Origin of the sequence: Clostridium sp. C8, assembly GCF_001010885.1 — a bacterium.
In the GTDB taxonomy this organism is placed as follows: domain Bacteria; phylum Bacillota; class Clostridia; order Clostridiales; family Clostridiaceae; genus Clostridium; species Clostridium sartagoforme.
The window spans coordinates 1-14,356 of record NZ_LBMX01000011.1 but is presented as its reverse complement, the minus strand read 5'-3'; the positions used below and the strand labels follow the sequence as shown (position 1 = coordinate 14,356).

The window sequence follows — 14,356 nt, the reverse complement described above, 5'->3', positions numbered from 1 at the left end:
AACAACCTCATAATGGCTGTTAACTCTATAAGAGAAGCTTTTTACGTTTTTATCTATACAGATTTAACCCTTTTACGTCTAATAACAAATCCATATAAAATAAGTAAAATAGCACCATACAACATATAACTTTCATCTCCAGTGACAGGAAGATTTGGTGTTTCATTATCCGCATCAACTATGTCGTTTGCTTGAATCTTAACTGTAACCATTTGAATACGACCTAATTTATCAGTATAAGAGATTGTTGTTGTTCCTTCTTTAAGTGCAGTAAATATTACTGTTGAATTAAAACTTACACTAAAGAACGTCTTATCAAATTCCCAGCCTTCATAGCCTCCATTATCGTAATATTCAGGTACTAATGTGAATGTATCTCCTACCCTTATAACATCAGGTAATCCTTTAAATGGTATATCTATAAGAGCATTATCTTTAAGAATTAATAAATTAAATGCAGCCTCTAAACGATTTATTAAAACTTTAATTGCCTCTTGTGTTTCTACTTCTATTTTTTCGGATTCAACTTTTCTTAATATTTGTTTAAATAGATCAAAAGATTTTACAGTATAATCATTTTCATTTATTTTTTTTGCTTTATTAATAAGAATATCTAAATCAGTAAAATCAAGTTCGTTACTATCAACTGATTCAAGATTTTGAATTGCTACTTGTAATGCTTCATTTGCTGAGTCCACATCTACTTGATCTGCTTCAGGATTTGCTACAAATTCAAGAGCAAGTTTATATTTCTTTTCAAATGATGCCCATGTTGCTTCTGTGTAATTGCTCTTTTCAAGTTCAGCAGCAATTTTAAGTGTTTTATTCAAATTAGTTATATCTGCTTTATAAGATAAGTTTAGCATTGCTTCTTTTAATGCACTAACCGCTTTATCTATATCATCTTGACTTACACTATCATTTTCTAAAACAGCATTGACTATTTCCTTAACCTCGATAAAGGTTGTCCACGATGATGGCTTATAATCTTTTTCATTTAATTGCTTAGCCTCAGAAATAATTTGTGATAATACCTGCTTATCAGTAATCAATTCTAAATTATCAATTGATTTATTTAGTTTTAATAAAGTATTATTAATGATTTCCTGATTTGATGCAGGGTTATCAAGCACATTTTTAGCATCAGATATAGATTGATTTAAAATTTTAATTGATTCATCAGTATAATTATTTAAATTTAAATTTAGAGCTATTTCATATACTTCTTTTAAGTCTGTCTTATCAACTGAAGCCTCTTTAAGAACATAATCTTGAATTGCATTCATTCTATTTACTATATCAGAGACAATTGCTACTTTTTTTGCTTCACTTAATGTTGATTCATCAGCAATTTTGATATAATTTTCAAAAATCTTCATCCATTCATCATATAATTCCACTGGTAAATTTCCTTTTTCATAACCACGCGTATATTGCTTCATTTCATTTATTGCGTTCTCAGCAACACGAATTGCTTCCCCACTTGTGTTCTCATATACTTGAATCTCCCAAATTGAGAATCCATATTTCTTATCAGCTCTTCCTTGTGTGTTCAAATCAAATTTTATATATCTAACATCCTTAGTACCAAAATCCTTATGAATATCAAGATTACCTTGTCCGTTTGTTATTGTTTTGATATCAAAATAATTTACACCATCTAAAGATCCTTGAATTTTATATCCACTGGCATACGCTGACTCCCAGCTAATTCTAATCTCTGAAATAGTATATTCATCTTCTAAATCTAGAAGAATCCATTCTGGCTTTTCAACCCCATTTTTATAATTTGATCCCCATCTAGTTGTTGAATCACCATCAATCGCTAACTCTGGAGATAAATTTGTTGCAGAGCTGGATGCTGTTATCGCCTTACTTTTTGCAATATTTTCACTATATCCTGAAACTGAATATTTTTCTGCAATCTCATCTCTACTCATAGCATAATTATATACTTCAAATTCACTTAGAATAACATTTGACTTTTCTAATATCCTTTCTAGAGGTAATACAAATGTACTGCTTTGTTGTTCTCTATTGTTTAAAGGATCAGTAATTAGTTTTCCAGTAGAAGTTAATATTCCATTAATGTATAGATTTAAATTTTTATCATCTCCTACGAAAAGCATGTCTATTTCTTCATTAAGTGGAATCTCATAATCAAATATAAATCTTCCATGTAATCTCTCATAGCCTACTTTTCCACTTCCATCAATATTTGCATATAACGTACCATCTTTTCCTGCAAAAAGTACACTATTTTCATCATATGACATAAATTCAAGTTTCATTCTCACTGTATATGGATAACCTATACTGTTCATAGGTAATTTCATATAACTATTTTTATCAAAAATAAGTTTTTCATTCTCTGTATTTGTACCATAGATAATTGCATCATATCCATTTTCTGAACTATCTATTAATCTGTCACCATTTAAATTTGCGGCATCATATGACGCAACTAGTTTATCTTTTGATTCTACATAACGACTAGGATTTGAATTTCCCGCCCTATTAATTAATGAATCAACCCTTTGTTCAAATTGATCTGAATTTTGCCCTACTTCTGGTTCTCCATACCATGTTTTCTCAGAGACAATCGCAATTGCATCTTTAGCTCTATCAAAAATATCTACTTCAGAAAAACCAATATTAAATGAAGTATTATCATTCCAAATTGCCCACTCTGCTCCCTTAGTTTGTGGATGGGCAATAGGCATAATAGCATCTCCCTTTCCTTTGAATCGATCAGGTGAATAATTATTAACTTCAAAATTATCATATAAGTATTTAATATCTAACCTGTCTGGATATCCTGCTGCTCCAGCTGGAACTATATATAACCATCCTCCAGCTGTGTTAATAATATCATAACCAAGATTATACATTTCCTTTACATCAGACCAGTATGGTGCCCAAATATTCATAGTCGCATCTGTTGAAACTGGCGTTTCTCCTTCAAACCCATTATCTGCTGTTCCCCCTCCAAGAGAACCCCAAATTCTAGTTTCCTTCCCTTTTCCATTTATATATTTTATAAAATGATCTGTCCATTTTCTCATATCTTCTGAATAGTTTTGATCATATTCATCAGTACCGATATGAAATTTATCACTTATAATTACTGGATCTTCACCATCTAAATATTCGTCAAATAAATTTTCTATAACAGTATATGAATATTCATCTCTAATATCTATGGCACCCTTTTTCAACATTTTTACACCGGGAATTGCTCTAAAGCTTTCAGCATGGTACGGTGTATCTATTTCACTAACAACATCTATTCCATACTTCACCATTTTTTTTTGATAATCCCTATATTCATCTTTAGTATAATATCCATCTTCTGCTACGATTTCTGGGTACACTTCACTTTGTAATCTAAAGGCAGAATAATTTGATGCTGACCAATAATCATTAAGATGCACTTGAACTTCATTTAATTTAAACCATGCCATATAGACAGTCATTTCTTCTAAATATTCTAAAGGTATAAATACTCTTCCAATATCAATCATTCCTGCTCTAACTTCATACTTTGGATAATCTCTTGCAATACCTTTTGGAATTAGTAAATTCGATTGATTTTGATAAAGAATTTGTATAATTGAAATTCCTCCATACAATGAACCTGTCATAGTAGGTGAAGTTATGGTAATAAAATCGTTAACATTCAAGTAATATCCTTCTTTACCTACTTCTTGAATTGAACTACCAACTTCAAGTTTAATATCTCCCACATGTGCCTCACCTGAATCTATACTAACCTCTTTACCCAACATATCTTTAAAATATTCTTTTATAGTTTTTGCGGTTTCAATTAACTCATCATCATTTACTATAATTCTAGAATTAGAGTTAAAATTATAATTTCCCGTCTCTCCCTTCCACTCACGTAATCCTGGTAAAACATTAGGTTTCAAATTATCTTCTAAGCTAATATTAAATTTACCTGGAATCACAATTGAAACATCTTTTGTTGTAGTTGCAACATCGTTAATATCATTTTTATTTGCTATCTTATATAATAGGTTAACTTTCATATCATGTAGCGGCTGAATAATACTACCATCCATTGCAATTACTTGTTTATTATCACTACCGAATAACGTAATTTCAAAATCTTCGTTATCTTGCTCTGGTAAAATTATTTTTTTACCATCTTCGCTTATTAATGGCTTTTGATCTTGAATGAAACTTGCCATTTTTTCTGCACTTATTGGTACTTTTTTTACTACTGAATAATCATATACCTCAATTTCATGAATTGAATAGCCATAGTTTAAATTTGCCTGTTTTTTCAAATCAAACTTTAAATATCTAACCTGTGGTCTACCCATATCTGAATGAACTGTTATACCACTTTTTCCATCATCTACTTTTTTAATTTCTGTAAAATTTTCATTATCAATAGACCCTAATATGTCATATTTTAATGCATATGCTGCTTCAAAATTTATATGTATCTCATCTATTAAATATACTTCTCCTAAATCAATTGTAACCCACTCTGGCTTATCAACGCCCTTTGTATATTTAGATATCCATCTATGTCCATTACCAATAGCACCATCTACCACATACTCTGGATAGCCTTTACTACTTGCTGTGTCCCAAAAGCTAGATGCTGTAACACCTTTACCCAATGCAATATTAATTAATTCATCTTCCGGTCTTAGCTCAGTTGCGTTTACCCTTTGTACAAAAGACGTGCATAATAATTCGAAAACCAACACTATACTTAGAAATAAAGACAATCTTTTGTGCTTACTAATTTTCATAACTTTTCCACCTTTCATTTTATAATCGGTTTGAAATAAAAAAAGGCAAACACAATAAATATATCATCTCTCGATATATCTGTTGGTTTTGCCTTTTCAGTCACAATCCATCTTTATAGTAACACTTTCTGAATATTACGTCAATATAAATTTAAATTTATACCAAAATGAATAAATTATGTTATAAATATATCCCTATTAGAATTTGACTTATATAAAGAATTAAATAATAATTTTTTTAAAATTAAGTCTCTATTTCTATAAACCTTCTATAAACCTTTCAGTATTCTCACTATTTTCAAAACTAAAACTGTCTATTATAATTGAAATTCCTATAAATTTTATAGTATAGTATTTATTTCTTTATAAATCATCTATAAGCGCTCCTGCTTTAGCATATGCTGTTGATTTAGCTTCAAAAAAATCTGTTTTAACTGAATTTGCATCTGCTAATATATCTACCCAAGCAGCAGGGTTTTTTTTGTAATCATCATATATTGCATCTAACCCTATTGCTCTCATTCTTAAGTTACCTAGATATTTTATATAATCATTAATTAAGTTCTTATTTATTCCTTGAATATTATCACCTATAACATAATTTCCCCAAGCTATTTCATGTTCTACCGCTGTTTTCATCATTTCTTTTAATTGTGCTTTTAAATCTTCTGTGAATATTTCTGGTTGTTCTACTTGTAATTCTTTTAGTATATTTCTAAATAACCAAAGATGTGTATTTTCATCTCTATTTATATATCTTATTTCTTGTGCTGAACCTGGCATTTTTCCATTTCTCTCTAAATTATAAAAGAACATAAATCCTGAATAAAAGTATATTCCTTCTAGGATATAATTTGCCATTACAGTTTTTACAAGATTTACTTCTGTTGGATTTTCTAAAAACTTATTATATAAATCTCCAATAAACTTATTTCTATCTAGTAATATTTTATCATTTTTCCATTGATATAATATTTCATTTCTCTTTTCCGGTGAACAGATTGTATCTAGCATATAGCTATAACTTTGTGAATGAACAGCTTCTTGGAAGGCTTGTATAGTCAGACATAAATTTACCTCACTGGCTGTTATATAGTTATTTATATTAGATAAATTGGCAGTTTGTATTGAGTCTAAAAATATTAAAAAGGATAATATCTTATCATAAGCTGTTCTTTCCTCATTTGTTAACTTATTATAATCTTTTAAATCTTGAGAAAGATTTATTTCTTCCGGAATCCAGAAGTTATTCATTGCTTGTCTGTACCAATCTGACACCCAAGTATATCTCATATTATTAAAATCATTTAAGTTAGTAGTATTTCCGTTTATCATTCTCTTTTTAGATATTTCTGTATCACCATATTCATTAAAAAGGGGTTTCTTGTTTATAATCATTTATCTTCCTCCGATTTTTTACTTCTATTACGCTGAACAGCTTTCACAGTCACTTACTGATAGTGATTTTGAACGTACATAGTATATTGATTTCACTCCACATTTGCATGCCTTTATATATAAATTCATAATTTGTCTCATAGTATAATTAGTTGTTATATATAAATTAAAAGATTGACCTTGATCTATATGTCTTTGCCTTACTCCATTCATTTCTACACACCATTTTTGATCTATGTTATATGCAGAGTTGTAGTACCAATAATTTTCTTCATTTAGATTTGGTGCAGTTTTGGGTATTATACTTCCCTTTTTCTCCTCTAGCCAAAATCTAGACATTACTGGATCTATACCTTCAGAAGTTCCTGCTATAGTTGCCGTTGATCCATTTGGGGCTACAGCTATTAAATATCCATTTCTCATTCCATAAGTATTTATATCTTTTCTTAATTCATTCCATTTTTCCGAATTATATCCTCTAAGCTCAAAATAATTTCCATTATGCCAATCTGAACCTTCAAAACATGAATATCTTCCTTTTTCTTTTGAGATATTCATACTTGCTTTTATTGCATGATAATTAATTCTTTCATAAACATCATCTGCAAACTCTTTATGTCTATCTTCTGTCCAGTGAATTAAGTTATTTGCTAACATATGGTGATATCCGCTTGTCCCAAGCCCTATTGCTCTATATTTTTTATTAGTTACTTCTGCAAATGGTACTGAATAATAATTTAAATCTATTACATTGTCCATAGCTCTTATTTGAGTTTCTACAACATATTCAAGTTCTTTATCATTTTTAACGTCAACATTACCTAAAACTACTGAGGATAAATTGCATACTACAAAATCACCTGATTTTGTTTTTTCAATTATTATTGAATCTCCATTTTCATCTTTTATTTCGCTTTTTTGTATATCCATAGGACTCATATTTTGCATAATTTCTGTACAAAGATTTGATGAATAAATCATCCCTTTATGTTTATTTGGGTTCATCTTATTTACTGTATCTCTATAAAAAGCAAAAGGTGTTCCTGTCTCAGCTGCACTTTTTATTATTAATCTAACTATTTCTTTTACAGACATAATTCTCTTACTTATGCTTTCATCTTCTACACATTCATAATATCTTTTTTCCCACTCTTCTCCATAAAAATCTTCTAATGAATATCCCTTTGCTAATCTAATTTCATGAGGACACATCATATACCAATTTGCATCTATATCTGTTTCTGCAAGCTTCCAGAATAAATCTGGATAACAAAGTCCAGGAAAGACATCGTGTGCTTTTTTTCTATCATCTCCATTATTAGTTTTTAATTGTAAAAACTCTGGTAAATCCTTATGCCATGCATCTAACCATATAGCTACCGATCCATTTCTTACTCCTAGTTGATCTACTGCTATTGCTGTATCATTAAATAATTTTACCCATGGTATTACTCCTCCGGAAGCCCCCTTAAATCCCCTTATAGGTGATTCCAAAGCTCTAATTTTACCAATATATATTCCCATTCCACCACCGAACTTTGAAACCTCTGCAAAGTTGTCAATGGATTTATATATCCCCTTTAAACTATCTTGTACTGTATCTATGAAGCATGAACTCAATTGATAAAATGGCTTTCTAGCATTAGACATTGTTGGTGTTGCCATCGTTGCTTTAAGTGAGCTTAATACATCATAAAATCTCTTTGCCCATAATACTCTTACTTCCTTTTTTTCTGGAATTGCTAAGTGCATTGCTATGCCCATAAACATCTGTTGGGGAAGTTCTAATGTTCTTCTATCAAAATCTTGAATTAAATATCTACTTGCTAGAAGGTTTATTCCACTATAAGTAAATAAAAAATCTCTCTCTGGCTTAATAGCTTTTTCTAGTTCTAATATATCTCCCTTGGTATAATTTTCTAATATGTATTTTCCGTAAAGGCCCTTGTCTGTTAATTTACTTATGAAGTCATATAAATTTTTATATAAATCTTCTTCCTTATTTAAATTTCTATTTTTTCGTATTTCATCATATAGCTTTAAAACGTAAAGCTTAGAAGCTGCCTTTTGCCATTCTGGTTCTATATCTGATGTAAGCTCTAAAGCTACTTGTATTACAGAATTTCTTATTTCATCTTCTCTCATGTTAGGCCTAATTATATGATTTAATGCATCTATAAGTCTTTTCTCTGTATAAACCTCACTATCATCATCTATTCCACCTATCGCTAATCTACATATATTAAATAAATCCATCCTATTATTCCCCTTTCACTATATATGGTATATAAATTTTATGCATTTTCCACCAATATACAATATATAGATATTATAATTTCAAATTTTTCCTTTGTAAAATTTAATAAACTATTGCTAGAAAAGAAAAAAAGGAGGTATTCAATTAATATCTCCTTTTTTCATATATAATAATAGTTTTATGAATAATTTTTATTCTTTAGTATTTAAAACCAAATAATATTAATTATTTTATTTTTGTTAGCCACTCTTCTTCTTTAAATCCTATTAATATTGTATCCTCTTTTACTATTATAGGCCTTTTTACTAACATTCCATTAGAAGCTAATATATCTAAAAGTTCATCTTCTGGTAATGCTTTAACTTTATCTTTTAATTGCATTTCTCTATACAACACACCTGAAGTATTAAAGAACTTATTTATTGGTAGATTACTCTTAGCTAACCATTCCTTTAGTTCTTCTTTAGTTGGGTTCTCTTCTGCTATATGCCTATCTATAAATTCTATATTATTTTCAATTAAAAACTTTTTTGCTTTTTTGCATGTAGTACATTTGGGATATTCAATAAATAAAACTGACATTTTATCACTCCTATATTTAGTTATTATTATTTAATTATTATTATATATATTCTTCAATTAATAAATGAAACATCTACCTCATACTTCCTTAGCCGGGCTTTCTCACTAAATTCAGTCATCATTACACTCAACTTCATTAAGTGTTCAATACCTCTACATCATTACTATTTTTTATAAAGTCATTAATTAATATCCTTATATGAGTAAAATATAAAAATTGAAAGCATGTATATTATTTCTTAGGTATAATTAAATATATTTTAAACATATCTCCTTCTACTTCTATTTTTATGCTACCATTATGAAGCTCAACTATACTTTTAGTTATGGCAAGGCCCATACCAGATCCTTCTACTGATGAATTTCTTGACTTATCTGCTCTAGCAAATCTTTCAAATATATCTTGAGTATTAAAATCCATTTCATAATTAGATATGTTTTTAAAAGAAACTTCAACTGAGTTTTCTCTGGCATTTATATCTATATACACTCTAGTATTATTTAAAGAATATTTTAAAGCATTTACAATTATATTTTCAAATACTCTAGACATTAATTTACCATCTAGATCAACAAATATTTCATCCTCATTTGAGCTTACTTTAAACTCTAAGTTTTTTTCTTCATATAAATTTGAGTATTCTCCAACACCTTGATGTACTAATGAAACTATATCTATTTCCTGCTTTTCTATTGTCATCTTTCCGCTATTCAACTTTGATACTTCAAATAAGTCTTCTATAAGACTTTTTAGCCGTTTAGAATTTTTATCTAATATAGTCAGGTAGTCTTTTTTCTCCTCATCTGTAATATTTCTGTCATTTAATATATTTACATAGTTTATTATTGATGTTAAAGGAGTCTTTAGATCATGAGATACATTTGATATAAGCTCAGTCTTTAGCTTCTCATTTCTTATCTTTTCATTTAATGCTATTTTATAGCCGTCTTTTATTTGATTTATATTATTTACTAATTCTTTAACTTCTCTTTCTCCAATATTAGTTAAATTATATTCTAAGTCTCCTGCATTAATTTTTTTTAATCCATCATTTATTATAGATATATCTAAGCTTTTCTTTAATGAATATAATACACACATTAATGGGATTAGAACTAAAATTAAAGTTCCTTTAAATGGGTACTTACTTAAAAATGTTATTAATATATTTTGATTTCTTATTCCTGCAATTAAATATAAATAAACCAGTATTACCCCTACGGATCCACTAATTGAAATTATCATTTTATTTCTTGTATTTTTATACTTATATCCATACTTCAAAACATAAAAAAGCCTTTTTAAAACTTTTATTTCTAAATGTATGTTACTACTGTTAAATATAGAGTTTACTATTATTTTTAATAAAAGAAGCATAGTAAATATAGTTGATAATATCATACTCCTTGCAGTTAAAGATTCAGTCTTTATAAGATAAGAATACACACTTGGATCTCTATAATATATCTCTATATATTTATCTATATTTTGCTTTGAAATTTTCTCATTTGTACTTTCTATATAGTAATTATATATATCCTTATTATCTATTCTAACAGAAGAAAACTTAAATTCCTTTAAATAATCATTTATCTTCTCTTCTAATAAGGCAACAGTATTTTCTTTAATTTGTACAGATTTATATAAATTAACATCGTTAGTCGTAAATTCTCCTGTTTCCTTATTCATTAAAATATAAAACAAGCTACCATAAAAATAGTTATTTTGTGATAAATGTTGATTTTTATATTCTAAAATACTAATATCTTCTAAGTTATTTGTATCAGTATATATTTCTTTTGATAAATCTTTACTTTCATAATATATCATTGATTGTATATATTTATCTTTATTTAATAAAGCATCAAAAGTTCCTGCTCCTAATTCAGCAAACGTATTGTTAAAGGATTGGTAATATCCTATAGTTAATGTCACTAATGAGACACATACTACTAGAATTTCTATACCCCATACACCTGTTATGTATTTTTTAATCTTCTCTTTCAATTTTATATCCAACTCCCCACACTACCTTTATATATTCAGGGTCCTTTGTATTGAGCTCTATCTTTTCTCTTATTCGCCTAATATGAACAGTTACTGTATTTTCACTTCTATAAAATGGTTCTTCCCATACTTTTTCATATATTTCCTTAATTGAAAAAACTTTTCCTAAATTTGAGGCTAACAGTTGAAGTATCTTAAATTCTGTTGCTGTAACTTTTACCTCTTCACCTCTTAATAATATTGTTTTTTCTTTATTATTTATAACTAAATCTTTTACCTCTATTATATCAGGGCTTTCACCTTCTAATTCTAGAGGTTTTTGATATCTTCTTAATTGAGATTTAACTCTAGCAACTAGTTCTAAATGATTAAATGGTTTTGCTATATAATCATCTGCTCCAACATTTAAACCTAATATCTTATCACTATCCTCGCCTTTAGCTGATAACATTATTATAGGTAGATTTTTCTTCTCCCTAATTTTTAAACACGTCTTGATTCCATCCATTCTAGGCATCATTATATCTAATACTATTAAATGTATTTTTTCCTTATCTAATACTTCTAAAGCCTCTATTCCATCTCTAGCTTTAAAAACCTTCATTCCTTCTCCTCTTAAATATATATCTATAGCATCTCTAATTTCCTTTTCATCATCAACTACTAAAACATTAAACATACTTTCACCCCTTGATTTATTTCATCTTATAAATATAATATCTTATATTATGATATTTTACTAATTATAAAAATTACATTTTTATTAAAATAGCCTATTATATCTATAAGTTATTATTAACATATTTATATATTTAATATATAATCTTATTGTATATTTCTAATAGATAAATTTAAGGAGTTTAATATGTTACACAAGTTCTCAATCAACACTCACATGATCCTAGATTTTATTATTATTTTTTTGGGATGTATAATAGCATCCTTAGGTGTTAATTTATTCTTAGTTAATGCTCAATTACTTAGTGGTGGAGCTACAGGGGTCGCACTTATTTTACAATACTTATCAGAGATACCATCTGGAATATCTGTATTTATAATTAATATCCCTTTATTTTTCCTTAGCTATAAAATGTTAAGTAAAAGATTTACTTTATATACTGCAATTGGTATGATTTCTTTATCAGTTGCTCTTATCATAACTAAGCCTTTATCTCATTTAGTAAAGGTAGAAGATATATTACTTTATTGTATTTATGGTGGAGTTTTATGTGGATTAGGATATGGTTTAGTTTTTTCAAGAAACGGATCAACCGGTGGTACTGATATTATTACTATGGTTGTTAGAAAAAAGTTTTCTAACTTTGAAATTGGTAAACTTAGCTTTGCAATTAACTGTGTAATAATTTTTATAGGAGCTTTAATATTTGGACTTCCTAAGGCTCTTTATACTTTGATTTCTATATTTGTTCAAGGAGCTATTGTAGATAAAGTTATAAATGGATTTAACAGTAAGAAATTATTGTTAATATTAACTGAAAAAGAAGATGATATTATTCAATATGTTATTAAGGATATGAATAGAGGTGTTACTTCACTTATAGCAGAAGGTGAATATACTCATAAGCTAAAGAAAATGCTTTATATAGCTGTAACTTCATCTCAAATGGTTCATTTAAAAAGCAAAATTCTGAGAATAGATCCTAAAGCATTTATTACAATAATAGATGTTTCTGAAGTTAATGGAAAAGGATTCTATAAAATTTAAATATATAACTAAACTATAGACATATTATGCTCAATTCTCCGTCACTTCGTTCCAAGTCGACTTTCGCATTAATGTGTCTATAGTTTTACTAATTATAGTATTTAAATTTACTTTCTTTTGCTCCTAAGATATTCTTCTTGTCCCTGCTTGTATAGATTATTCCCTTCAGTATCTATAATAACTATTAATGGCATATCCTTAATTTCCATTCTTCTTATTGCTTCTGCACCTAAATCCTCGTAAGCTATTATTTCTGATTTAGTTATACTCTTAGATATCAGAGCTGCCGCTCCACCAATAGCGCCAAAATATATAGCTTTATTTTTAATAATTGAATTAATCACCTCTTCATTTCTTGCTCCTTTTCCTATCATTGCTTTTAATCCTAAATCTAATAACTTAGGTGAATATGCATCCATTCTATAACTTGTTGTTGGTCCAGCTGATCCTATAACATTGCCTTCTTTAGCTGGAGTTGGTCCTACATAATAGATTGTCTCATCTTTAATGTTTATAGGTAATTCTAATTTAGCATCTAGTAAATCTATTAACCTCTTATGAGCTGCATCTCTAGCTGTATATATACTTCCAGTTAGCAAAACTCTATCTCCTGCCTTTAAATCTTTTATCTTCTCATATGTTAAAGGTGTATTAATTTTTTTATCCACAGAATCTATTCTTATAACTTCTTTTTCCACAGACTTATCCCCCTATAAAACCACTTCTTTGTGTCTTGTTACATGGCAGTTTATATTTACTGCAACTGGTAATCCTGCTATATGCGTTGGATATGTTTCTATGTTTACTCCTAATGCTGTTGTCTTTCCACCAAAGCCTTGTGGACCAATTCCTAGATTGTTTATTTCGTTTAATAACTCATCCTCTAACTTGCAATAGAATTCATCATTATTCCTAATATTTATAGGTCTTAGTAAAGCTTTCTTTGCTAAATACGCTGCTTTATCAAAAGTACCACCAATACCCACACCTATAACTATTGGAGGACACGGGTTTGGACCAGCTTCTTTTACTACCCTTATAACAAATTCCTTAACTCCTTGAAGTCCTTCTGAAGGTTTCAACATTTTTATTTGACTCATATTTTCTGATCCAAAGCCTTTAGGTGCAACGGTTATCTTTAGTTTATCTCCTTGAACTATATCGTAATATATAATGGCTGGAGTATTATCTTTAGTGTTAATTCTATTTATAGGATCATTCACAATAGATTTTCTTAAATATCCATCTTTATATCCTCTTCTAACACCTTCATTTACAGCATCTTCTAGACTTCCTCCAATTATGTGTATATCTTGTCCAATTTCAATAAAAACACATGTCATCCCTGTATCTTGGCAAATCGGCATTCTTTCATTTTTAGCTATCTCTGAATTTATTATTATTTTATCAAGTATATCTTTAGCTAAATCCCAAGTTTCTTCCTTTTCAGATCTTACTAGAGCATTTTTTATATCATTAGATAAATTGTAATTAGCTTCTATACATAATTCTCTAACTACGGATACAACCTCTTCAATGTGTATTTCTCTCATAAATATCCCCCTTATACTTTTATCCGATCTGTTAAGTTATATGAA

Annotated in this window: 9 protein-coding genes; 1 reads left to right on the top strand and 8 read right to left on the bottom strand. The window is 28.5% G+C overall.

The genetic code is table 11. The features are described from left to right. Nucleotides 1–53: 53 nt before the first annotated feature. The 6 genes from AAT22_RS01520 to AAT22_RS01495 form a co-directional block, all read right to left on the bottom strand. Nucleotides 54–4,787 (bottom strand): discoidin domain-containing protein, encoded by a 4,734-nt coding sequence (locus tag AAT22_RS01520; RefSeq protein WP_052953882.1) that lies wholly within the window; start codon nucleotides 4,785–4,787, stop codon nucleotides 54–56. 363 nt (nucleotides 4,788–5,150) lie between these two features. Next, nucleotides 5,151–6,185: a ribonucleotide-diphosphate reductase subunit beta gene (locus AAT22_RS01515; RefSeq protein WP_046999996.1), complete on the bottom strand. Its 1,035-nt coding sequence runs from the start codon at nucleotides 6,183–6,185 to the stop codon at nucleotides 5,151–5,153. A 27-nt stretch (nucleotides 6,186–6,212) separates the two neighbouring features. After that, entirely contained in the window at nucleotides 6,213–8,441 is a 2,229-nt protein-coding gene (locus AAT22_RS01510; RefSeq protein WP_046999995.1) for a ribonucleoside-diphosphate reductase subunit alpha, read from the bottom strand. A 226-nt stretch (nucleotides 8,442–8,667) separates the two neighbouring features. After that, nucleotides 8,668–9,024, bottom strand: a complete 357-nt coding sequence (locus tag AAT22_RS01505; RefSeq protein ID WP_046999994.1) for a Spx/MgsR family RNA polymerase-binding regulatory protein — start codon at nucleotides 9,022–9,024, stop codon at nucleotides 8,668–8,670. A 232-nt stretch (nucleotides 9,025–9,256) separates the two neighbouring features. Further along, nucleotides 9,257–11,032: a HAMP domain-containing sensor histidine kinase gene (locus AAT22_RS01500; RefSeq protein WP_156174263.1), complete on the bottom strand. Its 1,776-nt coding sequence runs from the start codon at nucleotides 11,030–11,032 to the stop codon at nucleotides 9,257–9,259. Further along, on the bottom strand, nucleotides 11,016–11,711 hold the full coding sequence (locus AAT22_RS01495; protein ID WP_016205864.1) for a response regulator transcription factor: 696 nt from the start codon (nucleotides 11,709–11,711) through the stop codon (nucleotides 11,016–11,018). Before AAT22_RS01495 ends, AAT22_RS01500 begins: the two co-directional genes overlap by 17 nt. A gap of 186 nt (nucleotides 11,712–11,897) precedes the next feature. Between AAT22_RS01495 and AAT22_RS01490 the strand changes: the two genes are divergently transcribed. Beyond that, nucleotides 11,898–12,758 carry a YitT family protein gene (locus tag AAT22_RS01490; protein WP_046999993.1) on the top strand — a complete coding sequence of 287 codons (861 nt, stop codon included), beginning with the start codon at nucleotides 11,898–11,900 and terminating at the stop codon, nucleotides 12,756–12,758. Nucleotides 12,759–12,865: 107 nt separating this feature from the next. Here the strand turns inward: AAT22_RS01490 and AAT22_RS01485 are convergent, their stop codons facing one another. Both AAT22_RS01485 and AAT22_RS01480 read right to left on the bottom strand, forming a co-directional pair. Next, nucleotides 12,866–13,426, bottom strand: a complete 561-nt coding sequence (locus AAT22_RS01485) for a Fe-S-containing hydro-lyase (protein WP_040436417.1) — start codon at nucleotides 13,424–13,426, stop codon at nucleotides 12,866–12,868. 42 nt (nucleotides 13,427–13,468) lie between these two features. After that, nucleotides 13,469–14,311: a fumarate hydratase gene (locus AAT22_RS01480; protein WP_016205867.1), complete on the bottom strand. Its 843-nt coding sequence runs from the start codon at nucleotides 14,309–14,311 to the stop codon at nucleotides 13,469–13,471. Nucleotides 14,312–14,356: the final 45 nt, after the last annotated feature.